This window comes from Alcaligenes sp. 1735tsa3, from assembly GCF_024134565.1.
Lineage (GTDB): Bacteria > Pseudomonadota > Gammaproteobacteria > Burkholderiales > Burkholderiaceae_B > Alcaligenes > Alcaligenes phenolicus.
The window spans coordinates 254,707-279,082 of sequence record NZ_CP099862.1; the positions used below are offsets into that span (position 1 = coordinate 254,707).

Here is a 24,376-nt window from a genome sequence, read left to right on the forward strand (position 1 = left end):
GCATTGCGTGGGGAAGATTATGAGTGAGACCGTAGGCCAAGTGGATGAGACGCCCATCTTGTTGGACGTCAATGGCATCGAAGTGATTTACAACCACGTCATTCTGGTACTCAAGGGCGTGTCCTTGCGTGTGCCAGAAGGGCGGATTGTTGCCTTGCTGGGCGCCAACGGTGCCGGTAAAACCACGACCTTGCGGGCCGTATCGAACTTGCTGCGCGCAGAGCGTGGCGATGTGACCAAAGGCCAGATCCATCTGCGTGGCGAACGTATTGATCAGCTGACTCCGGCGGATCTGGTCAAGCGCGGCGTGGTGCAGGTGATGGAGGGGCGTCATTGTTTTGCGCACCTGAGCATTGAAGAGAACTTGCTGACCGGGGCCTATACCCGTTCCTTGTCGCGCGGTGACCTGAGCGCCGAGCTGGACAAGGTGTACCAGTATTTTCCGCGTCTGAAGCAGCGCCGTACCAGTCAGGCCGGCTATACCTCGGGCGGGGAGCAGCAAATGTGTGCCATTGGCCGTGCCTTGATGGCCGACCCGGGCATGATCTTGCTGGATGAACCCTCCATGGGCCTGGCACCACAGGTGGTGGAAGAAATTTTCGAGATCGTGCGTGACCTGAATCAGCGCGAGCGCGTCAGCTTCTTGCTGGCCGAGCAAAACACCAACGTGGCCCTGAAGTATGCCGACTACGGCTACATCCTGGAAAACGGCCGCGTCATGATGGATGGACCCTCCCAGGCCTTGGCCGAGAACGAAGACGTCAAGGAGTTCTATCTGGGTGTGTCCGGGGGCGAGCGCAAGAGCTTTCGCGACAATAAATTTTATCGACGACGCAAGCGCTGGCTGGCTTAACTCCCAAGGATTTCCAATGTATCAGCAGGGCCTGGCCTGTATTGAAAGCAGCAGGATCAGCACAGGAGCAGGCCACCGATCGGGATGCACACAAGGTGCCGCCCTGACCCCTTTTGACGTTTTTAGTTTTGGGCAGCTTCTGGCTACACGGGGTGTGGTAGCAGAGCTTGGTATCGACACCTGTCTGTCTGCGGACAGAACGTCGGCTGGGCGCGGGAGTGTTTGAATGCCAATTCATCCCACTGGAGGAGAGATGAGCGAATATTACGACGAGCGCGAAACCCTGGAGCCGGACGAGCGCGAAGCCGATTTACTGTCCCGTTTGCCGCAGGTCTTGCAAGCGGCCGCAAAAGGGGCCCCTGCGATTGCCAAGCAACTGGGTTCGGTTGATCTGGCCGCCGTGCGCAGCCGCGAGGATCTGCTGGCCATTCCGGTGTTTCGTAAAAGCGAGCTGCTGAAAGCTCAGCTGGAAGCACGTGAGCAGGCTCGCTCGGGCGGGCCATCGGCTGATTACGCGCAGTCCGTATTCGGGGGCTTTTCCTCCATTGCCTGGGGTGCGGCCCGCAAGGTGTTTGCCTCGCCCGGTCCCATGTACGAGCCAGAAAGCCGTCGCCCGGATTATTGGGGCTTTGCGCGCGCACTGTACGCGGCTGGCTTTCGCCGCGAGGAACTGATTTTCAACTGCTTCTCCTACCATTTCACTCCGGCTGGCTCCATGATGGAGACCGCCGCACATGCCCTGGATTGCACGGTGTTTCCAGGCGGCGTGGGTCAAACCGAACAGCAAGTACAGGCCATGGCCGATTTGCGCCCGCATGGTTATACCGGCACACCCAGTTTTCTGAAGATCATCATGGAAAAAGCCCAGTCCATGCAGATTGCTCTGCCAGGGCTGAGCAAGGCCTTGTTCTCCGGCGAAGCCTATCCGCCTTCCTTGCAAAAGTGGTTCAGCGAGCACGGCGTGGCAGGCTACCAGGCCTACGGCAGTGCTGATCTGGGCATGATTGCCTATGAGACACAGGCCCGCGAAGGCTTGGTGCTCAATGAAAACCTGATTCTGGAAATTGTGCGTCCTGGTACAGGCCAGCCGGTTGCGCCGGGCGAAGTGGGCGAGGTGGTCGTGACCTCCTTTAACCCCGACTATCCGCTGGTGCGTTTCGGGACAGGAGACTTGTCTGCTGTCATGCCCGGCCAGTCTCCTTGCGGTCGTACCAACCAGCGCATTCGCGGCTGGATGGGGCGTGCTGACCAGACGACCAAGGTGCGCGGCATGTTTGTGCATCCGGGGCAGGTGGAGCAGATTCGTCTGCGTCACAAGGAGCTGGGCCAGGCTCGCCTGGTGGTGCGTGGTGCCAGCGGCCAGGATCAGATGGTGTTCCAGGTAGAAGTCGCGTCCAAGCCCGAAGGTCTGGAAAACGCTTTGGCCGACTCGATTCGTGAAATTACCAAACTGCGTGCCCAGGTGGAGTTCATGGAGCCAGGAGCCTTGCCTCGGGATGGTAAAGTCATCGAGGACCAACGCAGCTACGATTAATTAGCCATGTAGATATGCACACAAGTAGCAGTCGGGCTGCGGTACTATGCTGGAAAATAGTCAATACCTATATCTTTGAGGAGAGCCCGATGCGCTTTGTGCCAGTTTCTGCTGTAGTCCTGGCCTTGATGGCCAGCATGCCTGCTGCCCACGCCGACACCCTGGACAACGTCAAACAGCGCGGTCATGTGCTGTGTGGTGTGACCACCGGATTTGCCGGTTTTTCTGCCCCTGATGATAAGGGCACGTGGACGGGGCTGGATATCGATGTGTGTCGCTCGGTAGCCGCCGCCACCCTGGGGGACGCCAGCAAATTCAAGGCTGTACCCTTGAACTCGCAGCAGCGCTTTACGGCCCTGCAGTCCGGTGAGATTGATCTGTTGGCCCGTAACACCACCGTGACCCAGCAGCGTGACACCGCTGTCGGTGCTATCCACGCCGGTATCAACTTCTACGACGGCCAGGGCTTTTTGGTGTCCAAGAAACTGGGCGTATCCAGCGCCAAGGAATTGAACGGTGCCACGGTTTGTATGCAGACTGGCACGTCCAACGAAAACACCATGGCTGACTGGGCCCGTGCCAACAAGGTTGAGTACAAGCCTGTAGTGATCGAACAGTTCAACGAAGTGGTTAACGCTTTCGTGGCTGGCCGCTGTGACGTGTTCTCTACCGACGCTTCCGGTCTGGCGTCGATCCGTATCTCCAAAATGGAGAACCCGGACGATTACCTGGTACTGCCTGAAATCATTTCCAAAGAGCCACTGGGCCCATTCGTCCGTCAGGGTGATGATGCTTGGCTGAACATTGTGAAATGGTCCATTCAGGCCAGCTTCAACGCCGAAGAACTGGGTGTGACCGCTGCCAACGTGGACGAGAAGCTCAAGAGCAACAACCCCAATATCCAGCGTTTGCTGGGCGTGACTCCCGGTGCCGGTAAAAACCTGGGCCTGGACGAGAAATGGGCTTACAACATCATCAAGCAAGTTGGTAACTACGGTGAGTCCTTCGAGCGCAACGTGGGTAAAGGCAGCCCGCTGCAAATCGAACGTGGCCTGAACGCCTTGTGGATCGACGGTGGCCTGATCTACGGTCTGCCGATTCGTTAATCCTTTCGGGATTCGCGATATGCAAAAAGCAGCTCTCTTTGAGGGCTGCTTTTTTATTGACTGATCGATCTGGGGGTTATGACGTTGATGAGCTTTGTGCTTTTTGCCCCCTGGCGATATGGGCTGCCCTGAACCCTTGGTGTATGTATCGCCGTGTATTGGAACACGGCGATAGATAGGCTGCTTAACTGCAACGTACGGTTCTCGGTTTATCCCCATATGGTTAGCCGTATGGGGCAAACAGAGAGACTTAGCTCTTGCGCCGCAATACCAGCGAAATCTTGGCAAAGGCCACTTGCAGATCCTGTGTGGCACCCTGAAAAATCACAGGGCGGCCACGCCGGGTAAAGCAGATCAGGCGCTTTGAGTTGAATAGAGGTACAAATTTGGCAAAGTGAATATCCTGCCATTGCACCTCCCGTTTCATGATCCAGTTCTGGCGTATGCCATTCTGGTCAATCGTGGTGACGCCGTGCCACATGTGCCAGGCAATCAGAATCAGGCCGGTAAACAGCAGGACCAGGCAGCCCGCCAGGACGGGGCTGATGGCGGCCCCTTGTGGGGAGCTGGCCACCAGCGCGAAACGCACGCCGATCAGGGCCAGCACAATCCAGGCGCTGGCTGCTACCCATTTGGGCCAGGAACGGCCTTGAATGGGAAGCGAGCCCAGATCCTTCAACATGGCATCAATTTCCTCTTTCGAGGGAGCTTGGCTCATCAGCACGCGGCGGCCCCTTGCTTGCGGGCGGCCAGAGCGTTACCGGCGTTGCTGGCCGATTTGCGCTTCAAATGAGCCGAAATCCATTGCCCCGTGTCTACCACGGCGTTCAGATCAATGCCGGTTTCAATATCCAGGCCTTGCATCAGGAACAGAACGTCTTCAGTGGCGACGTTGCCGGTTGCCCCCTTGGCGTAGGGGCAGCCGCCCAGACCGGCCACGGAACTGTGGAAAATATGAATGCCAGCCTGCATGGAAGCAACGATATTGGCGATGGCCTGGCCGTAGGTATCGTGGAAGTGGCCGGACACATGAGCCGGGTCAATGTGCTCGGTTACCATGCGCATGACGTCATACACCTGGCGGGCCGTGCCTACGCCGATGGTGTCGGCCACATCGATCTCGTCACAGCCCAATTCGATCAGGCGTTTGCCCACTTTCAGCACATTGGAGGGAGCCACAGCGCCTTCATAGGGACAGCCGAAAGAACAGCTGATGGAGCCGCGCAGACGCAAACCGGCTTCTTTGGCAGCCTGGGCAACCGGGGCAAAGCGCTCCAGCGATTCTTCGATGCTGCAATTGATATTGCGCTGGGAAAATGCCTCACTGGCGGCGGCAAAGATCACTATTTCGTCAGCCTTGGCGGCCAGGGCACCTTCAAAACCACGCATATTAGGTGTCAGAACCGAATAAATCGTACCGGGGCGTCGGTCGATAGTGGCCATTACATCCGCACCGTCCGCCATTTGTGGCACCCATTTGGGCGAGACAAAGGAAGCGGCTTCCACGTTCACAAAACCGGCGTGGGACAAGCGGTTGACCAGTTCGACCTTGATGTCGGTGGGGATGAATTCTTTTTCGTTCTGCAAGCCGTCCCGAGGGCCGACCTCCACAATCTTGACGCGCGATGGGTATGACATGAAGTTTCCTGAAGGGGTAGATGGCTGGGGCTGGAAGGCCCTTACGTAATCGTCATGATACCTCTTGAAGGCCAGGGCTGGCGTCCTAGGAACTGCCCTATGGTCTTTAAGGTTTCAAGCGTTGAAAGCGTCCGTCTGCCAGGGGCTCGATGCAGCCTGCCAGCTCCAGTTCAGCCAGAACGGCGGGCAGTTCGGTCGCCAGCAGGCCTGTGCGTCGCATCAGCTGTTCGGGGCTGAGGGGCGCAAAATCGATACGCTCCAGAATAGGGCGCAATTCCTCGGGCAAGGCTTCATAAGGATTGGGTTTTGAACCAGTTTGTGGAGCCCTATCCAGATTGAAGTCGCCTTGCACATTGCCCAGTTCGTCCAGAATATCCTGGGCGCTTTCCACCAGTTTGGCGCCTTGGCGTATCAAGGCATGGCAGCCGCGAGCCAAAGGGGAGTGAATGGAGCCGGGAATGGCAAAAACTTCTCGGCCTAATTCTCCGGCCAGACGGGCCGTGATCAGGGAGCCACTTTGTTTGGCCGCTTCAACCACCAGTACGCCTTTGGCCAAGGCAGCCACAATGCGATTACGGCGTGGGAAGTGATGGGGCATGGCCCGGGTGCCCAAAGGAAACTCGCTCAGCAAGAGACCGTGAGCGCTGATCTGATGAGCCAGATCGCGGTGTGCTGCCGGGTAGACCAGGTCCAGCCCCGTCCCCATAACGGCAATAGTGCCTGCGGCAGAAGGGCCGGCTTTTAACGCCCCTTTGTGTGCCGCCTGGTCGATGCCGCTGGCTAGGCCGCTGATAATGCACCAACCCCTGGCTGCCAGAGTAGCTGCAAAATCTGTCGCGATTTCCTGGCCGGATTGGGTGGCATTGCGGGCGCCCACAATAGCCAGTCCTTTGCGTTGCAAGGCTCCCAGATCGCCGTTGGCATATAACAGCAAAGGTGGGTCGTGCAGGTCCAGCAAGGAGGCGGGATAGGTGGGGTCCGCCAGCGTCACGATATGGTGATTGGCTTGCTTGAGCCATGTCACCGCTTGTTCAATCTGCGCCTGCAGCTCGTCCAGTGGTTCCTGGCTTAATTGCACAGCCAGTTCGGCCGGAATATGACGTGACAGGGTTTGAACCGAGCTTTGATAGATTTGCGGTGGCAGCCCACAGGCAGCCAGCAATTGCCGGGCCTGGGCGGGCGCAAGCTCTGGCTCCAGCGACAGGCGCAACCAGGCACGCAATTCTTCCGAGATTTCATCCGAGCTAAAATGATCAGGCATAAGGTAGTGTGGCACGAAACCGATCTTTGTTCTGTGTGGCCCGGACGTTTGTATCCAGTGTGACTGCCGCTTTGTGGGCTAGGGCTTCATATGCTGCCGGGGCAATCGGGTGCCGCCCTGAAACTTGTTTTATTATATCGACTTATCGCTTTTTCTTCGGACATGACAATGGCTTTGCTTCCTATCCTTAAATTTCCTGACCCACGTCTGCACACGGTTGCCAAACCCGTGCAGGAGGTCGACGACCGCATTCGCAAACTGGTCAAGGATATGGCCGAGACCATGTATGACGCGCCCGGCGTAGGGCTGGCCGCGACGCAGGTTGACGTGCACGAGCGCGTGGTGGTCATTGACGTATCGGAAAGCGGCAATGAATTGCTGGTGCTGATCAACCCTGAGATCACCTGGAAAAGCGAAGAGCTGAAGGTTTACGAAGAAGGCTGCCTGTCTGTACCTGATACCTACGACAAGGTTGAGCGCGCCGCCAATATTCGCTTCAAGGCCCAGAATGAAAAAGGCGAGTGGTACGAGAAAGAAGCCGATGGCCTGTTGGCCGTGTGTGTTCAGCATGAACTGGACCACCTGGATGGCAAGGTGTTTGTGGAGTACCTGTCCGTGCTCAAGCGTGAGCGTATCCGCAGCCGTCTGCGCAAGCAGCAGCGTGAAGCACTGAAGGCAGGGCAATAGTCGCCATGCGTATTGTTTTTGCCGGCACCCCGGATTTTGCCCGTATCGCCCTGGAAGCCCTGTTAGCGCAGGGCTTTGATGTTCCTTTGGTCATGACGCAGCCAGACCGTCCAGCTGGCCGTGGCATGAAGCTCAGTCCCAGCCCGGTCAAGCAAGCCGCTGTGAACGCTAATATCCCGGTGCTGCAGCCGCACAGCTTGCGTCTGGATGGCAAGTATCCCGAGGAAGCAGCCCAGGCCCGCCAGACCTTGCTGGATTTACAGCCGGATCTGATGGTGGTGGCAGCCTACGGCCTGATTTTGCCCAAGTGGACTTTGGAGCTGCCGCGCTATGGTTGCTTCAATATTCATGCCAGCCTCTTGCCTCGTTGGCGCGGTGCGGCACCGATTCAGCGTGCGATTCAGGCGGGTGATGCGGCCACGGGCATTACCATCATGCAGATGGATGAAGGCCTGGATACCGGCGATATGCTGGTGCGCAGCGAGCTGGCGATTCGTGATGATCACAGTGCCGCAACCCTGCATGACGATTTGGCGCAGCTAGGTGCACAGGCCTTGCTGGAAGCCTTGCAGCAAGTGCGTGATGGCACCTTGCAGGCGACTCCCCAGCCAGAAGAAGGCGTGACCTACGCCGAGAAACTGTCCAAGGCCGAATCAGTGCTGGAGTTAGGCCAACCGGCCAAGGAGCTGGAGCGCCGTATTCGCGCGTTTGACCCAGTGCCTGGCTCCACCCTGTCCCTGCCCGGTTTGGAGCAGCCCGTGAAGGTTTGGCGCGCTCAGGCGCTAGAGCAGAAGCATTCAGCAGAACCTGGTCAGGTTCTGAACGTCAGTGCCCAAGGCATTGACGTGGCTTGCGGTGAAGGTGTGTTGCGTTTGCTGGAGCTGCAAAAAGCCGGTTCCAAGCGTCAGCCCGTCGCCGTCTTTGTGCAGGGCTGGCAGTCTCGCTAAGCCTTGCCGCCTGGACTCAGGCGCCAGACCTGTTCTGGCGCCGCCACTCCAGAGTCCCAATCACAATGCCGCTGGTACACACCACGGCAATCCCGATCCAGGTAAAGACATCCGGGAACTGACCCCAGATCAGCCATCCCAGCGCGGCTGCGGCCACAATTTGCAGATACACAAACGGGGCCAGCAAAGACGCCGAGGCGCGTTGATAGGCCTGGATTTGCAGCAGATGGCCCAGACAACCCCACAGCCCGGTCGAAATCAGAATCAACCATTGGAAAAAGCTCAGCTCTTTTAAGGCAGGCAGGGCGGCGGGCAGTAAAAAGGGTAAGGCAATGGTCAGGCAGATGCTGCCGACTGCACCGCTCCAGATCAGGGTGGTTAGCGAATTGTCCACAGCCACGCGACGTGTTGCGATAAATTGCGTGGCGAACAGACAGGCGGTCATCAAGCCAAACAGCACCCCTATTGGGTGCAGGCCAGCGGTAGGCCGGATGATGATCAGCACGCCCAGAAAGCCGACCCCGGCAGCTACCCAGCGACTGATGCGCGGTGGCTCTTTCAGAATCCAGGGGGCAACAGACAGCACCAGCAAAGGGGCCAGAAAGTTGATGGAGGTGGCTTCGGCTTGAGGCAGATAGCTCAAGGCGTTGAAAAACGAGAAGGTGGACAGCATCATCACTGTGCCACGCAGAATTTGTGCTTTGGGGCGGGAGCTGCGCAGGATCTTGCGGCCCTTGACCGGCAAGACCAGCGCCAGCACTAATCCCAGATGGATGACGTAGCGAAACCAGCACATCACCAGCAGGGGCACGCCAAAGCCCATGATCCATTTGCCGCTGGCATCCAGACCCGACAGGGCCCAGGAAGACAGAATCAGAATGAGCACCCCCGCCAAGGGAAAGACCGTGGGCGTCAGGGTCTGGGGCAAGGAGGAGGACTGGGGTGTGCTCATGACAGGCTCCTGACGAAAAGCACAAGGACGGCCGGATGGCCGTCCTGGAAGGAACGTAAATCTTACTGGATTAGCGTTTGCGCAGGGGTAATACCCGTTCGATTGCTGAACCTACTGCCAGCAGATGTTCGTCGTGGTAGGCAGGGGCTGCCACCATCAGGCCCACAGGGGCTTCATCAGCGGCATGACAAGGCAGCGACAGGGCGCAGCCGTCCAGGAAGTTGATCAGGGTGGGGTTGCGCAGGACCAGGCCGTTAGTGGCGAAGTAGACGTCGTCCGACTCTTTCAGATCGGCAATGCGGGGAGCGACAACGGGCACGGTAGGCATCAGGACGGCGTCGTAGCGCTCCAGACGGCTTTCCACCGCGCTGATCCAGGCCTGGCGGGTGTCTTGCAGTTCGATGTAGTCGGCGCAATCGATGTCCTTGCCGCGCAGGATGCGGGAGGCCACGCGTGGGTCATATTGCTCGCCCTTGCTTTGCAGGGTGTCGCGGTGCACGGACCAGGCTTCGGCGCAGACAAAGCCGCCTTTGCGGTTGATTTGCGGCAGTTGGTCAAACTCGGGCAAGTTGATTTCCTCAACCACAGCACCTTGCTCACGCAGCAGGGCGATGGCACGGTCAAAGGCGGCGCGCACGGTTTCATCAATGCCGTCAAACACAAAGGTCTTGGGCACAGCCAGACGCAAGGTGTCCAGGGCAGGTGTTGCCACGGGCACATAAGGCTGGTCGGTCAGGATGGAGTCCACAATGGCGCAACACTCTACCGAGGCAGCCAGAGGGCCATTGGAGTCCAGGCTGCGCGACAAAGGCATGGTGCCTTCGCTGGGAACGCGCTCGGCGGTGGGTTTGAAACCGGTCAGGCCGTTAAAGGCCGAAGGGATACGGATGGAGCCGCCCGTGTCGGTACCAATGGAGAAAACCGACATGCCTTGAGCGACGGCCACGCCGGCGCCGGAGGACGAACCACCCGGGATGCGGGCATTGTCACGGTCCCAAACGGAACGAGGCGTACCGTAGTGGGGGTTGATGCCCAGACCGGAGAAGGCAAACTCGGTCATATTGGTGGAGCCGATCAGAATGGCACCGGCGCGCAGCAGGCGCTCCACAATGGTGGCGTTCTGTTCGGCCGGTTCGGCGTCTTTCAGTACAGCCGACCCACCCAGAGTGATGTAGCCTGCGATGTCATGCAGATTCTTGACCGACATGGGCAGACCTTCAACCAGCGAGCGGCTCAAACCGGCAGCGCGCAAAATGTCGGAGGCCTTGGCGGCGGCCAGAGCCTGTTCAGCAAACACTTCGATGAACGTGGCAGCGCCGTCACGGCTTTCGTCCTGGATACGGTCCAGGGCTTGCTGGGTCAGTTCGACCGAGGTGGTTTCGCCACGATCAAGAGCACGTTGCAGTTCGGTAATAGTCGCTAGCATGGGTCACTCGCAAAATAAATGGGTGGGGCGGGCTGGGCCAGTTTAGGCTACTTCAGGCAGGATTTCGGTTACGTAGGTATGACGGATGCTGCGTTCGCGGCGGGGGTCATACAGTTCCATGGTGAACTGGGTGGCAGGGCGAATGCCACCAATGGCACCCACGGTACCGCAGGTCATGCCAAAGCCTTCAGGCATGGTGGTGGACTGGAAGTAGCCTTCGATCAGCTCCAGCGGGTTCTTCAGGGTGGACAAGGGACCATCCTGGTACAGGACTTCCTTGCCGTCTTCCTGAATGTAGGCGCGGATGATCAGCTCGTCCCAGTAGTCGGCCACATCGCTGAACAACCAGGCTTCGCGGGCAACGGGCTTGGCGCAGATCTGCTTGGACAGGGCCACGCTGTGGGCTTCCAGCACGCGGTCCGTGTGGTCCGAGGCCAGGCTGACCAGCAGGCGGCCCTGGTGGTTGAACACAAACACTTCGGTCTCGCCGGACGAACCGGAGCCCACGACCTGGATGTCGGCATCCTGGATCATCTGGTTGGCGGCGATGCGGTAGTACAAAGGCACCGAGCTAGGGCGTGGTACGCCCAGTTCGGCCAGCTCTTCAATGTGGTGCTCGATGGCAGCCAGATCGCGGCCAGCCCAGCCGGCCACGATGCAGTGCTGCAAATCAGCTTCGATGATTTCAGTGTGGGTGGCCTGGGCCAGTTCAAAGGTCAAACGCATAGCAGTACTCGTTTACTCAAAGACAGATTGGGATTAACCGAACAGGCGTGGCAGCCACAAAGCCAGATCCGGGAAGATAGCCAGCAGGCCCACCATGGCCAGCAGCATGATCACAAAGGGCAGGCTGCCAATCATGACGTCATTCATGCTGCCGCTCTTGCGCAGGCTCTGGACCACAAACAGGTTCAGACCAACCGGCGGAGTGATCAGCGCCACTTCCACCAGAATGATGATGGCAATACCCAGCCACACCGGATCAAAGCCCAGGGCGATCATGATGGGAGCCACGATAGGGATGGTGGTGATCATCATGGACAGGGTTTCCATGAAGCAGCCCAGCACCAGGTAGAACACCACAATGATCAGCAGCATGACCATGGGCGAGACACCCAGGCCCGTGATGGCATCGGTCAGTGCGTTGGTCAGGCCGGTGGCGGCCATGACAAAGTTCAGGAAGGCCGAACCGATCACGATCAGCATGATCATGGCGGTGGCTTTCATGGTGCCTTCCAGCACTTCCTTGATCATGTTCCAGCTCATACGGCCCGAGAAGGCAGCCAGAATCAAGGCACCGACCACACCCAGGGCAGCAGCCTCCGTTGGGGTGGCAATCCCGGCGTAAATCGAGCCCACGACCAGCAGGAAAATACCCAGTGGTGGAACCAGATGCACCAGGCTGGCAAAACGCTGGCCCCAGGAGGCCTTGATCTTCGCACCGCCCCATTTGGGTTTGACCATACATGCAGCAGCAATTGCCAACATGAACAGCAAGGCCATGCCCAAACCGGGGATGATGCCGGCCAGGTACAGCTTGGGCACCGAAGTATTGGTCAGTACGCCGTAGATCACCAGGTTGATCGAAGGCGGAATCAGAATGCCCAAGGTACCGCCAGCCGCCAGACTACCCAGGAACAGAGGCTCGTTATAGCCTTGTTTCTTGATTTGCGGCAGGGCCACGGTGCCCACGGTGGCAGCAGTGGCCACGCTGGAACCGGAGGTGGCGGCAAACAGGGCGCTGGCACCAATGTTGGCGTGCATCAGGCCGCCGGGTAGCCAGGACAGCCACAGGCTCATGGCGTTGTACATCCGTTCAGCCATGCCCGAGCGCAGCAGGATCTCGCCCAGCATGATGAACAGGGGAATGGCCACCAGCAGGAATTCGTTGCTGGTGCCCCAGGAAATTTCACCCAATGCGCCAGTCAGGGGCAGCATGGAGTACAGCGGGTCCAGAATCAGGCCCAAAACACCCAGGGCAGCGCCCACGGGAATGCTCAGTCCGATCAGAACGAGCAAGAGAGTCAGTGCGGTTGTAATCATTTGGCGTCTCCTTGCACCATGCGTTTGCCAGCCTCGGCTTCTTCAGAGGCTTCTTCCTGGGTGCTGCGGATACCGCACAGGGATTGGATACCGGCCAGGTCACCTGTAATCAGGGCCAGGCTGGAGCGCAGCAGCATCAAGGCCAGAACGACGCACAACCAGATCAGGCCGCCCACCCACAGGAACTGGGGAATCCACAAGGGAGTGCCCATGGCGGTGTTGGCGGTGGACTGGTTGGTCCAGGACAGGCCGGCCACGTCGGTGGCGTACAAGGTCAGGTAGACAATGAAAACAGACAGGGCCACCAGAGCAATCCAGTCCAGCAGGGCAGCCAGACGAACAGGTAAGTGCTGGTAGATGGCGTCGATACGGATATTGGCCCGTTGCAGGGTGGCAAAGGACAGTGCCCATGAAATGCTGATGGCAAAGGCATAGCCGGACAGTTCATCCGAGCCGCCCAGAGAGCTGCCACTGAATTTGCGGAACAGGACGTCCGCGGTGATGTAGAGGGCGCTGATCAATGTCAGGCTGCCTGCGAACCAGATGGCGACGCGCGACAGGGATGTGGCGGCGGACAGCAAACGGTTCAGCATGGCGAATTTTTCGGTATTTTCCATGATGTCTACCCCGTACAGGGTCTAGGAGGGAGGGGCCTGGGGTACAGGCAGCCTGCCACCGTGAGTCTGGTGGCAGGCAGGACGTACAGATTTACTTCTTGGCTTCGAAGCCCAGGATCGGGCTCAGGCTGGTGTTGAATGCAGCCACGGTGTCGGCGGCGCTACGCTCGGCCCACTTGGGAACCACGGTCTCGCTCATGACTTTCTTGAGCAGTTCACGGTCAGCGTCGGTAGGCTTGACCAGAGTCATCTTGCCTTTGACGGGCTGCGTGCAAGCGTCGGCGCCCGTGTTGCAGTCATAGCCTTCCTGTGTTTCCTTGGCAGCGGCAACCCAGATTTCTTCGGTCATGGCCTTGATGTTGCTGGCCAGGAACTCTTGAACTTTGGGGTCCAGCTTGTTCCAGGTGCCCAGGTTGGCTGCGTGAATCTGCTGGTTCCAGTTGATGGGCATTTCGTACAGCTTGGAGCTGACTTCGTACCACTTGGCCGAGTAGCCGGACATGGAGCCGGTAATGGCGCAATCGACCACACCGTTTTGCAGGGCAGGAACCACTTCACCAAATGGGATGGTTACGCTGTTGCCGCCCAGAGCCTGAACGAATTCAGCCTGAGTACGGCTGCTGGTACGCACCTTCTTGCCTTTCAGGTCGCTCAGGCCATTGAAGTTGCCATTGCAAAACAGAACTTGGGCGGGGTAGGTGGAAAAGCCCAGAACCTTGACGTTGCTCTTGGCGTAGAACTGTTCGTAGGCGGGAGTGAACGCGTCGGTCAGCTTCTTGGCCACTTCAATATCGGGAGCCAGACCAGCCAGGTCGATCGCTTCGTTAATGGAGTTGTCGCTGGCAAAGTAAGCCAGGGTGGCGGTACCGAAAGGAATCACACCTTGGCTGATCAAGCGCATGATTTCAGGACCTTTCAGGCCCATGTCGTTAAAGCCCTTGATATCGGCCGTGATCTGGCCGCCGGACAGCTCAGGTACTTTCTTGGTCCAGAAGGGCTGCTCGGTGTTCTGGTAGGCGGTCAGGTTGCTCAAGCCACCGACAACTTTCAAAGAAGTCTTGGGCAGTTCCTGGGCCATGGCAGCAGAGCCCAGGGCCAGCGAGCCCAAAGCCAGGGAGGTCAGTACGATTTTTTTCATAAGGTGCTCCTAATAGCGGTCCAGCTGTATGGTTGATAGAGTGCGCGCCCTTGTTGTCAGGGAGCTGCATATTGAAACCAAAGGGGCGACCGGTTTTGTGCCGGTCAAAACTTGCTTAAAGCGCGGCCAGCCGTGTGTTGGGCAGATCGGTAATCAACATATGGCCAGGGGCATGCGTGATACAAAACTGCGGCTTGGCCTGGGCAGCAACGGCTTGAGGGGTGACGCCGCAAGCCCAGAAAACGGGTAATTCGTCGGGGCCGACTGGCACTGCATCGCCATAGTCGGGTTGTTGCAGGTCGCTGATTCCAATCAGGGACGGGTCGCCGATATGAACCGGGGCACCGTGCACGGACGGAAAGCGCGAGGTGATCTGAATGGCACGGATGGCATCGGCCGCACGCATGGGGCGCATCGACACCACCAGCGGGCCAGACAGGCGCTGTGTGCCCTGGGTCTGGATAGAGCAGCGATACATGGGCACATTCACGCCCGCACTGATATGGCGTACATCAATCCCGTCGGCCAGCAGCGCTTCTTCAAAGGAGAAGGAGCAGCCAATCAGAAAGGACACCAGATCATCGCGCCAGACATCTTCGATGTTCAGCGGCTCGGCGCTGAGCTCGCCGTTCTGCCAGACACGGTAACGAGGGAAATCCGTGCGCAGATCAATCGAGCCACCCAAGGTTGGCACCTGAAGCTGACCGGGTTCCGTCACGGCCAATAAAGGGCAGGGTTTGGGGTTGCGCTGACAAAACAGCAGGAACTCATCGGCCCAGTCTTTGGGCAGAATCATCAGGTTGGCCTGCACATAGCCTGCGGCCAGTCCTGCGGTAGGACCAGTATGAGTTTCTTGACGGATCAGCTCGCGGCATTTTTCAGCCTCGGGCGCCAGCACAGGCAGGGTTTGCAGGTTCATGATGACCACTCGCACAAAGGGGGTTGATCACAGCCTCGGATTGCAACCGATCAGATAATTTGTGTCCAATCGTATGTTTGAATCCTAGGCCATAACGATTACTTATCGGACTGCACGTATTGTTGGGCGATTTCTTGGGCGTGATTGGCCACGACGCGGGCAATATGACTGTCCGGAGAATCCATCCAGCAGGCAAAAAATTCGATGGCCGGCAGGGGCTGATCCACCTTCAAAAGGCGCAGTTTTCCCTCGGAAAGCTCGTCTTTTATGACCTCGGGAGCCAGCACGCTGGGGCCCATGGCATGACGCGTCATTTGCACGATTGTGCTTAGCGATGCACTGCCAAAAATACGTGGGGATTTGACGCCGGCACGCAGCAAAGCTTCGCGTGTGGCGAGGTAGGGAACGCTACCGGATGGATAGGTGATTACAGGGTAAACCCCTAGCTCGGAAACGCTGACTTTGCGGCCATGCAACTTCAATTCGGGACTGGCGACCCAGCCTAACTGATAAGCGCACAGTCGAATGCATTGTTCTTTGGGATCCTGGCCTACGCCCACAATCATGGCCATATCAATCTGGAAGCTGGCCAGTTGCTGGCGCAGCACGCTGGTGGTGTCGACATGAATCTCGATGACCAAAGCCGGGTATTCCTGATGCAGCTTGTCGATCAGCTCATGCAGCCAGGTCTGCACAATGGTTTCAGCCACCCCCAGACGCAGCAGGCCGCGGATGGCGTTCTGCTCTTTGGCGGCGCGCAGCATCTCGGTACGCAGATCCAGCATGCGCTGTGCGTGCGACAACAACTCCTGGCCTTTATCGGTCAGCTTGATGCCCCGGGCACCCCGATCAAACAAGCGCAGCTCCAGACTGGATTCCAGTCCGGCGATACGCTGAGAAATAGACGGTTGGGTCGTGTTGAGTTTTTCGGCAGCTGCCCGGAAACCGCCAAGCTCGGCAACCCATACAAAGGCTTCGATCTGTTTGAGATCAATCATGTTTCCGGTCCAGAAAATAGGCAGTCTTATTATGCCTGATGGCAATTGGCGGGCATAAGTAGAGCAGGCGGATATTTTTCTGCATCTTTGTTTGATTGGACGCGGCCACCACTATAATTCGCCCATGACTTGCAAGATACTGATTGTGCGTACGTCCTCTTTGGGAGATCTGGTGCATATGCTGCCAGCAATCTCGGACATTGCACGCCATGTGCCCGGTGCACAAATTGATTGGCTCGTAGAAGAGAGCTTTGCTCAGATTCCGGGCTGGCATCCGGCAGTAAATGAAGTGATCCCGGTGGCGCATCGGCGCTGGCGCAAACAGTGGTGGTCTGCCCAGACACGCCAGGAACGCGCCGCCTTGCGCGAACAACTGCAATCACGCCAATACGATGTTGTGCTGGATATGCAGGCGCTGATGAAATCCATCTGGCTGGTACGGCAGACTAAAGGCCGTCGTCATGGGCTGGATTGGAAGTCGGCGCGTGAACCGCTGGCCTCGCTGTTCTACGATGTGCGTCATCGCGTCGGTTTCTGGCAGCCTGCTGTGTTCCGTCAGCGCAGCTTGGCCGCGTCTGCCTTTGGCTATCAGTTTGAAGGCGCTCCTGATTTTGGTTTGCAGGGTTTGGCCGCGCAAGCCCCCAAGGACGAGGATCCTTACGCCATTATCATGCCGTCGGCCAGCCGCGACGATAAGCTCTGGGAGCCGGAGAACTGGCAACAGGTCTTTGATCGCCTGCAAGGGGAAGGGATGGCATTGCGCTTGTTGGCGGGCAGCCCTGCCGAGTCCGCCCGTGCCGAGGCGCTGATTATTGGTCGCAGCCAGGCTCAGGTGATGCCAAGAATGGATTTGACGCCTATCGCTTTGCAATTGGCTGGAGCGCAAGTCATGGTGGGTCTGGACAGTGGTCTGACGCATTTGTCAGCCGGTTTGGGCCGTCCTACTATTGGTATCTATAAAGCCTCGACCCCAGTGCGTACCCCCCTGGAAGGTTCCGCCTACACCGCCAGCCTGGGCGAGCGTGGGCATCCTCCTTCAGCGGAAACGGTGCTCTGTGCCATCGATCAGGCGCTGGGGCGGACAGTAGTGCCGGAGGCGGCCTTGTTGGGCGCGCCAAAAGGCTAGTTCGGGTCTGATCGCCAATTCGTTTTTTTGTCAGCCGGCTTTGTGCTTACAATACGCGATGCTAAGGGGCCTGCAGCCCCGCCTGGGTGCAGGCCCTTTGTCTGCCTGACATTATTTTCTATTCGTCTTCCTGGTAGCGCCGAGCGTGGCTTGGCTGCTGCTGATTTCGTACTGAGGCTAAGCGGGTGAACCGATTCTTCTATACCGCCTCTATTCGCATATTGGCTCCAGCCTTGATGGCCTGGATGGGCTTGCGTGCCCGTCGAGCTGGTGGCGAATGGCAGGTGTTATCGGGTCCCCGCTTTGGTTTTTATGGTTCGCTGCCTGCGCCCAGGAAAGCCCCGGTGTGGGTGCATGCGGTCAGCCTGGGTGAAACGCGTGCGGCGCAGCCTTTGATTCGTGCTTTGCTGGATCAGGGTGAGACGGTCCTGTTAACCCATATGACAGTTACGGGCCGTACAGAAGGTGCGACTGCGTTTGCGGCTGAGATTGCCAGCGGGCAATTGCTGCAACAATGGCTACCCTACGACTTTCCGGGCTCGGTACGACGTTTTTTCGCCCATTACCGGCCATGTGCCGGGGTGCTGATTGAACGCGAGGTGTGGCCCAATCTATTGGCTGCGGCACGCCGGCAAGGTGTTCCCATGATGTTGGCCAGTGCCCGGTTCTCGGAAAGTGCATTGCGTACCAGCCTGAAAGCAGGTTCGGTCATGCGAGAGGCCTACCGCTCCTTCAAGTTGATCTATGCACAAAGCCTGGCTGATGCACAGCGGCTGGAGTTGGCGGGCGCACAAGGCGTGCGCGTGTCAGGGAATCTGAAGTTTGATGTAGTTTTGCCACAGGACAAGATTGCACGTGGCCGTGGCTTTGCCAGTGACCTGGGACGGCGTGTGGTGGTGATCGCCAGTACGCGCGAGACTGAGCATGTCGATTTCATTGATGCCATTGCCCATTACCTGCGCCGTGAACGAGAGCATGGTAGCGAGCTGCATAGCCCAGTCCTGTTTGTTGTGATTCCACGTCACCCGGAGCGGTTTGAAGAAGCGGCAGATTATCTGAATCAGCTAGGTTTGCGTTCCGTGCGGCGTAGCGAGTTGCTGGAGCAGGGCGATACCAGCACCAGTGCGATCAAGGCTTGTCGTGAAGTGGATGTGCTGCTGGGCGACACCCTAGGTGAAATGCACTGGTATTACGGCCTGGCACGAGTCGCCATTGTGGCGGGCAGCTTCCAGCCTTTGGGCGGGCAGAACTTTATCGAGGCCTGCGCAGTGGGTGTCCCTGTGATTGTGGGCCCGTATACTCATAATTTTGCCCAAGCCATGCAAGATGCCATGCAGGCCGGCGCTGCGATACGTGCGGGTACGCCAGCCTTGGCGTTGCAGCAGGCACTGGAGCTAGTAGATGATCCAGCACGTCATCACAAAATGGCTGATGCGGGTTTGCATTGGGTTCAAATGCACGAAGGCGCAGTGCAGCGTGTACTTTCTGGATTGGCACAAATCCGCGATTAAATACGTGGCTGTTTATTAGCTAATAAGTATTTAGTTTTACGTGTTTTGGAATTTGTGGCGATTTGAGGACAACTCGTCTTGATTTGAATCAAGTTAAATAAAAAAGCCCGCATTTAGCGGGCTTTTTTGAGATCTAAAAACTAATCGAGATCGATTTACAGTTTTTGGATGCTCTTAGCTTGTGGACCCTTTTGGCCTTCAGCCGACACGTACGAAACGCGCTGGTTTTCTTCCAAGGATTTAAAGCCCGTGCCCAAGATGTCGGAATGGTGAACGAAAAGATCTTTGCCACCGTTGTCGGGGGAGATAAAGCCGTAGCCTTTTTCGTTATTGAACCATTTCACGATACCGGTTTCTGTTTGCATTTCCTGCATTCCCTAAAAATGACGAGCAATCTGCTCAAAAAAGATTGTCAAGATGTAAAAATCAGGGCAATGAGTATTAGAAACAATACCGTATTGAACAAACTTCGACGAACTTGAAATCCTGCACCGCCAATCGTAGGGGGTATTTAACCTGTAAGTCAAGCTAAATCGACCCTCTGCGTGGTTTTAAGGCAGTGTTTGATCAACAATTGCAACCAAGCTTGTTATCGTAACGGACCCCTCTGCGCCCCTCGTTAAAGTCCGTGGTATTTACGACCAAATTCAAGCGTAGCATGAAAGAAACCGGACTTGCTACCACAGTCGTAACGTGTGCCTTCATATTCATATGCATATACCGCACGACTTTCCAAAAGACTGGCAATTCCATCCGTTAATTGAATCTCTCCACCTACCCCTGCTTGAGTGCGTCGCAGGTGGTCAAATATTTCCGGTTCCAATACATAACGGCCTACAACGGCTTGTGTAGAAGGGGCTACTTCGGGTGCGGGCTTTTCAACAATTCCATTAAGTCGAGTTGCTTTTGAGTCGACTAAATTACCCGAAACAATTCCATATTTATTTGTTTCATTTCTATTTACATTTTGAGTTGCCACAATACTTCCGTTGTATTGATGCGCAGCCTCAACCAGTTGCCGCGATACAGGTGTGGTGGCGTCGATCAGGTCGTCCGCCAGCAGGACCAGGAAGGGCTCGTTGCCCACAATGGGGGCAGCGCACAGCACGGCATGGCCCAGACCCAGCGCACGTGGCTGGCGGGTGTAAATACAGCTGACATGGCTGGGAATGATGTTTTGAACGGCATCCAGCAATTCCAGCTTGTTCTTGCCTTCCAGTTCGTGTTCCAGTTCCGGGATGCTGTCAAAGTGATCTTCAATGGCTCGCTTGTTGCGGCCAGTGATAAAGATCAGTTCTGTGACTCCAGCGGCAATGGCTTCTTCAACGGCATACTGAATCAGCGGCTTGTCGACAATAGGCAACATTTCCTTGGGCATGGCCTTGGTGGCAGGCAAAAAACGCGTGCCTAGACCAGCGACGGGGAAAACAGCTTTGCGTATGGGTTTCATAGTGTCGTCAATCGGGGATCAAGGGGAAGCTGGCATTGGATGGGCCGGGGTTCCAAGTTGAATGGCATCTTGGTTACGCTGCGAAAACTGTCTAGGCTCACGGCCTTGTTCGCTGGGGGGCGTGCCAAAAAAACCTTGTCCAAAAGCCAGCAAGGCCAGGTTTGCCACCAGGATCAGTATGAAAAGCAGTCGCATCGCAAATGCCTTGAAAAATACGGTTCAACCCAAGATTGTACGGGTAGGGGAGTTTAAGTTCATCCGTTTTAATGCCAATCGTATCTATGGGTCACCGGCAGTTCACAGGCAAGAGGGGGCAGAGGGACCGTTATAAGCTCGAATCGACTTACGGGTGCGCCGCAAACAGCGACAGACCTCGCAAGGCAGGAGTTTCCAGCTCGTGTAGATGGGGGGGCTCTATATTGAGCAAACGGCAATGATGACTTAATTGTTCTAACAGTTCTTGCTGGGCCAGTGCGCGGCCACCGCCCGCCAAAAAGACCAATGGGCTGTGTCCCAGATGCTGACGGCCTTTCTCCCATTGTCGCAACACGGCTCCGGCCTGTGCGGCAGCCACCCCGGTACTGATAGCTTCTTGAGTATTGCGTGGGAACGCCGCAGTTTGCCCATGCGCCTCAGGAAGCTGCGCCGTATTTTGCTTGAGTGAAGCCAGCATCAAGCTGGGACCGGGCAGAATGGAGCCACCTAAAAAGTGACGCACTCCATTTTGTGCAGGTCCCAGCAAGTCAATCGTGGTAGCAGTACCAAAGCTGATCAGCAAGGCGCCTTGGTCGACTGGGTATTCCTGGGTTAGCAAATCGCTTAACCCTAATAAGGAGGCCCAACGGTCGGCACCCAATTGGCCAGCCTGTTCATAATCGTTGTGCAGCCCAAAAGCCTGCTCTTGGGCCTGCAACCAGCGTACCGGGCCCAAGCCCAGACGGCTGACGGCCGCATCAATTTGCGCTTGGACCTGTGGCCCGGCCACATTCACTCCTAGTGCTTGTACACCTTTTTGTTGGGCGAATTCCTGCAGCGGGGCCTGGCCTGCCTCCAGCCAAACCGCCAATTGATCCAATTGGTCGGCATGCACGCTAACCGGCTGGCTTTCGCGCGCGCCGCTTAAAGGATGACACCACCCTAGTTTGATACGGGTGTTGCCAGAGTCGATGAGCAGGGTCATGCCGGATCGTCAGAGCTAAAAAGAGTGCAGTATAGCGATCAGCGGTGAGCGCGAACGGAAACTTCGCCCACTGTGACCGCACGTTCGGAACCATCGGGGTGGCGCAATAATAATTGCCCCGAGGTATTGATGCCCGTCACGATGCCTGTATGCAGGACTTGGCCATTGTCAATAATATGGACTTGCTGGCCAATTAGTGCGTCAACTTGCGCGTAGCGTGTAGGCAGATCAGCAAAACCGTGGGCTGTGACATGATTCAGGCTCAGGTACAGGCTTTGCGCGACTTTGGCCACAAGGTCCGAACAGCGTGCCAGAGACGCTTGTTGGGAGTGTTCAGCAATGCTGGTCCAGTCTGCAATGGCGCGTTGCGTGTTCTGGCTGACGGTCTCTGCTTCACGCAGGTTCAGGCCTATGCCGATAATCACCACATGATGGTCACTGGAGCTGGGCGCTGCACTGGCGCGAGTCGCCTCAACCAGAATGCCGGACAGCTTGGCCTGATCCCATAGCACGTCATTCGGCCATTTCATGGCCAGACGATTACGCACTGCCGGTTCCAGAAACTGGCGCAGTGCTTCCGTTGTTGCCAGACCGGACAGCGGCGAAAGAGTAGGCAGTTGCCGCGCAGGCAGAAAAATATCAAAGGCACAGGAAAACATCAGGTTTGCACCGACGCTGTTTTCCCACGTGCGTCCGGCACGCCCACGACCACGACTTTGCAGATGTGCGCCCAGCAACCAGGGACGCACACGCGGCCCGGATTCCTGACGAGCCAGGGCAAGCAAATCGGCGTTGGTCGATTCGGTCGAGTCTACCCAGCGTATCTGGGGAAAATGTGGCAAGCGCGTACGCAGCTCTGCCACCATATCGCGCGGGCTGGGTAGGGTGAATGCAGAAGAGGTATTCATGACAATCCGGTACACTGGATGAGTTAAACGTAATCTTATGTGATATTTGATCTGAGCATGTCTGAACGCGTAGATACAATCCAATTTTCCGGCCAGGCCGGTGTTATTGACTGTGCTCTGGACTGGCCTGCGGGCGAGCCCAAGGGTTGGGCCTTGTTGCTGCATCCTCACCCTTTGCATGGTGGGGCACGTAACAACAAAGTGGTGACAACCTTGTCGCGCAGTGCCACTCAACATGGTTTGCTGGCAGTACGCCCGGATTTCCGTGGTGTCGGAAAGTCTGCCGGGGAGTTCGATAGCAGCCGCGGCGAAACTGCCGATATGCTGGCTTTGATTGAGCAATTCCCATCACATTTCCCGCAGTGGAGTTCCGGCCCATCCATGTTGGCCGGGTTTTCATTTGGCACTGCAGTCGCTGCTCAAGTGTATGTCAGCCTGCAGGAAGCCCAGGCACCTTTGCCCGGCGCCTTCATCCTGACTGGTACTGCGGTCAATCGTTTCCGCTTCCGGGATGTCAGCCCTCCTGCCGATACCTTGCTAGTGCACGGTGAAACCGACGATGTCGTTCCCTTGTCGGAAGGCATGGACTTTGCGCGTGAGCATCAGTTGCCCATGGTTGTGCTGCCCGAGGCCGGCCACTTTTTTCATGGCAAGCTGATTCAGCTGCGTGAGTTGGTCAGCCGTCATTTGGCCGGGCTTGGAACCTAAGCCGGGTTTTGCTTTCAAATCGTTGCGTTTTCCTGTTCAGACTCAGGGGCCTTGCCTCTCACAGGCCCAGATGGCTCTGCCATAATGGGTTCTTTCCGCCACTGTCAAAGCAATCGATTTTTTCCATGACTTCTATTCAAAAATTTGCATCTCCAGTCCTCTCTCGTTGTGTGGTGGCACTTGCCCTGGCGCTGCCTATGGTGGCTCAGGCACAGACTCAAACCCCTACCCCGACAGAATCGGCTCAAGTGCTTGGCGCTCAGACGCCTGCCTTGCCAGGTGATTTGTCCGTTGTACCCGCACCTAGCCTGACGGCACGTGCCTGGTTGTCCATGGACGTTAATAGTGGCCAGATCATCGCGGCAGAAGGGCTGAACGAACAGGTCGAGCCTGCCTCCCTGACCAAGCTGATGACGGCCTATCTGGTCTTTGATGCTTTGGAATCCGGTCGCCTGAAGCTGGATCAGACCGTTGTGATTTCGGACAAGGCATGGCGCACCGAAGGTTCGCGCATGTTCGTGAAAGTTAATTCGCAAGTGGCCGTGAATGATCTGCTGCAAGGTGTGATCGTGCAATCGGGCAATGATGCCTCTGTTGCCTTGGCCGAAGCCGTTGCGGGTAGCGAAGGTGCTTTTGCCGCCTTGATGAACGAAGAAGCCGCCAAGCTGGGTTTGACGGCTACGCATTTCAAGAACTCCACCGGCTTGCCTGATCCAGAGCATCTGACCTCGGTACGTGATCTGGGCGTGTTGTCCGCGGCACTGGTTGCCCGCTTCCCCCAGTATCTGCACTACTACAGCCAAAAAGAGTACACCTACAACAATATCAAGCAGCCCAACCGTAACCGCCTGCTGTGGCTGGACAATACAGTTGATGGTCTGAAAACCGGCCACACCCAATCGGCCGGTTACTGCCTGGTGTCGACGGCCTTGCGCGATGGTCGTCGTGTGGTGTCGGTTGTCGTGGGTACAGCGAACGATGCCGCCCGTACAGAAAACAGCCTGAAGCTTCTGAACTGGAGCTTCCAGAACTTTGAAACGGTCAAACTGTACGACGCCAGCAATCCTGCTGTCACCGCCCGTGTTTGGGAAGGTGAGGTCGAAAATGTAGGCCTGGGTACAGAAGGAGCCTTGTGGTTGACGGTTCCTCGTGGCAAGTCCTCGGAAATCAAGCCTGTTGCCAACTATACCCAGCCTTTGCTGGCTCCGTTGAGCAAGGGTGACAAGGTCGGTACACTGACTTTGTCCCTGGATGGCAAAGTTTTGGCAGAGCAGCCTTTGCTGGTGCTGCAAGATGTGCCCGAGGCAGGCTTTTTTGGTCGTATGGTCGACAAAGTGCGCTTGATGTTTGAGTAATTCCTTGGTGCGAGGCTAA

The 24,376-nt window shown here is 57.1% G+C and carries 24 protein-coding genes; 9 read left to right on the forward strand and 15 right to left on the reverse strand.

All coding sequences use genetic code 11. The features are described 5' to 3' along the window. Positions 1 to 19 precede the first annotated feature (19 nt). The 3 genes from NIZ92_RS01130 (at position 20) to NIZ92_RS01140 (ending at position 3,493) form a co-directional block, all read left to right on the forward strand. A complete protein-coding gene (locus tag NIZ92_RS01130; RefSeq protein ID WP_021447096.1) occupies positions 20 to 853 on the forward strand; it encodes an ABC transporter ATP-binding protein in 834 nt (277 codons plus the stop codon). Positions 854 to 1,106: 253 nt separating this feature from the next. After that, positions 1,107 to 2,387 carry a phenylacetate--CoA ligase family protein gene (locus NIZ92_RS01135; protein WP_254002557.1) on the forward strand — a complete coding sequence of 427 codons (1,281 nt, stop codon included), beginning with the start codon at positions 1,107 to 1,109 and terminating at the stop codon, positions 2,385 to 2,387. A 128-nt stretch (positions 2,388 to 2,515) separates the two neighbouring features. Beyond that, entirely contained in the window at positions 2,516 to 3,493 is a 978-nt protein-coding gene (locus NIZ92_RS01140; RefSeq protein ID WP_250757277.1) for an amino acid ABC transporter substrate-binding protein, read from the forward strand. Positions 3,494 to 3,743: 250 nt separating this feature from the next. Here the strand turns inward: NIZ92_RS01140 and NIZ92_RS01145 are convergent, their stop codons facing one another. The 3 genes from NIZ92_RS01145 to dprA form a co-directional block, all read right to left on the reverse strand. Beyond that, entirely contained in the window at positions 3,744 to 4,211 is a 468-nt protein-coding gene (locus tag NIZ92_RS01145; protein WP_083055264.1) for a hypothetical protein, read from the reverse strand. Further along, positions 4,211 to 5,131: a hydroxymethylglutaryl-CoA lyase gene (locus NIZ92_RS01150; RefSeq protein ID WP_254002558.1), complete on the reverse strand. Its 921-nt coding sequence runs from the start codon at positions 5,129 to 5,131 to the stop codon at positions 4,211 to 4,213. Before NIZ92_RS01150 ends, NIZ92_RS01145 begins: the two co-directional genes overlap by 1 nt. Before the next feature lie 106 nt (positions 5,132 to 5,237). Further along, positions 5,238 to 6,392, reverse strand: coding sequence for a DNA-processing protein DprA (gene dprA / locus NIZ92_RS01155; protein WP_254002559.1), 1,155 nt, complete (start codon positions 6,390 to 6,392; stop codon positions 5,238 to 5,240). Between the two features lie 168 nt (positions 6,393 to 6,560). On the opposite strand from dprA, the gene def reads away from it, so the two are divergent. Then, positions 6,561 to 7,079 carry a peptide deformylase gene (gene def, locus NIZ92_RS01160; RefSeq protein WP_009460127.1) on the forward strand — a complete coding sequence of 173 codons (519 nt, stop codon included), beginning with the start codon at positions 6,561 to 6,563 and terminating at the stop codon, positions 7,077 to 7,079. Between the two features lie 5 nt (positions 7,080 to 7,084). Next, the gene (gene fmt, locus NIZ92_RS01165; RefSeq protein ID WP_009460126.1) at positions 7,085 to 8,026 is read left to right on the forward strand and encodes a methionyl-tRNA formyltransferase; all 942 of its coding nucleotides are present in this window, start codon (positions 7,085 to 7,087) and stop codon (positions 8,024 to 8,026) included. 16 nt (positions 8,027 to 8,042) lie between these two features. On the opposite strand, the gene NIZ92_RS01170 is transcribed toward fmt, so the two are convergent. From NIZ92_RS01170 to NIZ92_RS01205, 8 genes are all read right to left on the reverse strand, one after another. Then, the gene (locus NIZ92_RS01170; protein WP_060186528.1) at positions 8,043 to 8,978 is read right to left on the reverse strand and encodes a DMT family transporter; all 936 of its coding nucleotides are present in this window, start codon (positions 8,976 to 8,978) and stop codon (positions 8,043 to 8,045) included. 70 nt (positions 8,979 to 9,048) lie between these two features. Next, on the reverse strand, positions 9,049 to 10,404 hold the full coding sequence (locus NIZ92_RS01175) for an amidase (RefSeq protein ID WP_042484585.1): 1,356 nt from the start codon (positions 10,402 to 10,404) through the stop codon (positions 9,049 to 9,051). A 42-nt stretch (positions 10,405 to 10,446) separates the two neighbouring features. Beyond that, positions 10,447 to 11,130 (reverse strand): DUF2848 domain-containing protein, encoded by a 684-nt coding sequence (locus NIZ92_RS01180; protein ID WP_009460123.1) that lies wholly within the window; start codon positions 11,128 to 11,130, stop codon positions 10,447 to 10,449. Positions 11,131 to 11,163: 33 nt separating this feature from the next. Beyond that, positions 11,164 to 12,447 (reverse strand): TRAP transporter large permease, encoded by a 1,284-nt coding sequence (locus NIZ92_RS01185; RefSeq protein ID WP_035268536.1) that lies wholly within the window; start codon positions 12,445 to 12,447, stop codon positions 11,164 to 11,166. After that, the gene (locus NIZ92_RS01190) at positions 12,444 to 13,064 is read right to left on the reverse strand and encodes a TRAP transporter small permease subunit (protein WP_009460121.1); all 621 of its coding nucleotides are present in this window, start codon (positions 13,062 to 13,064) and stop codon (positions 12,444 to 12,446) included. The genes NIZ92_RS01185 and NIZ92_RS01190 overlap by 4 nt, the downstream gene beginning before the upstream one ends. 91 nt (positions 13,065 to 13,155) lie before the next feature. After that, positions 13,156 to 14,202: a TRAP transporter substrate-binding protein gene (locus NIZ92_RS01195; RefSeq protein ID WP_009460120.1), complete on the reverse strand. Its 1,047-nt coding sequence runs from the start codon at positions 14,200 to 14,202 to the stop codon at positions 13,156 to 13,158. A 115-nt stretch (positions 14,203 to 14,317) separates the two neighbouring features. Next, positions 14,318 to 15,121, reverse strand: coding sequence for a putative hydro-lyase (locus NIZ92_RS01200; RefSeq protein WP_254002560.1), 804 nt, complete (start codon positions 15,119 to 15,121; stop codon positions 14,318 to 14,320). Positions 15,122 to 15,219: 98 nt separating this feature from the next. Next, entirely contained in the window at positions 15,220 to 16,119 is a 900-nt protein-coding gene (locus tag NIZ92_RS01205; protein ID WP_009460118.1) for a LysR family transcriptional regulator, read from the reverse strand. Between the two features lie 124 nt (positions 16,120 to 16,243). Between NIZ92_RS01205 and waaC the strand changes: the two genes are divergently transcribed. Next, positions 16,244 to 17,245 carry a lipopolysaccharide heptosyltransferase I gene (gene waaC, locus NIZ92_RS01210; protein WP_247966124.1) on the forward strand — a complete coding sequence of 334 codons (1,002 nt, stop codon included), beginning with the start codon at positions 16,244 to 16,246 and terminating at the stop codon, positions 17,243 to 17,245. A gap of 185 nt (positions 17,246 to 17,430) precedes the next feature. Further along, on the forward strand, positions 17,431 to 18,756 hold the full coding sequence (locus NIZ92_RS01215) for a 3-deoxy-D-manno-octulosonic acid transferase (protein WP_254002561.1): 1,326 nt from the start codon (positions 17,431 to 17,433) through the stop codon (positions 18,754 to 18,756). A 155-nt stretch (positions 18,757 to 18,911) separates the two neighbouring features. On the opposite strand, the gene NIZ92_RS01220 is transcribed toward NIZ92_RS01215, so the two are convergent. From NIZ92_RS01220 to NIZ92_RS01235, 4 genes are all read right to left on the reverse strand, one after another. Further along, positions 18,912 to 19,121 carry a cold-shock protein gene (locus NIZ92_RS01220; RefSeq protein ID WP_026483779.1) on the reverse strand — a complete coding sequence of 70 codons (210 nt, stop codon included), beginning with the start codon at positions 19,119 to 19,121 and terminating at the stop codon, positions 18,912 to 18,914. 254 nt (positions 19,122 to 19,375) lie between these two features. Beyond that, a complete protein-coding gene (gene galU, locus NIZ92_RS01225; protein ID WP_236780496.1) occupies positions 19,376 to 20,206 on the reverse strand; it encodes a UTP--glucose-1-phosphate uridylyltransferase GalU in 831 nt (276 codons plus the stop codon). A gap of 343 nt (positions 20,207 to 20,549) precedes the next feature. Further along, positions 20,550 to 21,386 (reverse strand): type III pantothenate kinase, encoded by an 837-nt coding sequence (locus tag NIZ92_RS01230; protein WP_083055279.1) that lies wholly within the window; start codon positions 21,384 to 21,386, stop codon positions 20,550 to 20,552. A gap of 38 nt (positions 21,387 to 21,424) precedes the next feature. Next, entirely contained in the window at positions 21,425 to 22,294 is an 870-nt protein-coding gene (locus tag NIZ92_RS01235; protein WP_254002562.1) for a biotin--[acetyl-CoA-carboxylase] ligase, read from the reverse strand. A 57-nt stretch (positions 22,295 to 22,351) separates the two neighbouring features. On the opposite strand from NIZ92_RS01235, the gene NIZ92_RS01240 reads away from it, so the two are divergent. Next, positions 22,352 to 23,002, forward strand: coding sequence for an alpha/beta hydrolase (locus NIZ92_RS01240; protein WP_254002563.1), 651 nt, complete (start codon positions 22,352 to 22,354; stop codon positions 23,000 to 23,002). Positions 23,003 to 23,127: 125 nt separating this feature from the next. Further along, positions 23,128 to 24,357, forward strand: coding sequence for a D-alanyl-D-alanine carboxypeptidase family protein (locus NIZ92_RS01245; protein WP_254002564.1), 1,230 nt, complete (start codon positions 23,128 to 23,130; stop codon positions 24,355 to 24,357). Positions 24,358 to 24,376: the final 19 nt, after the last annotated feature.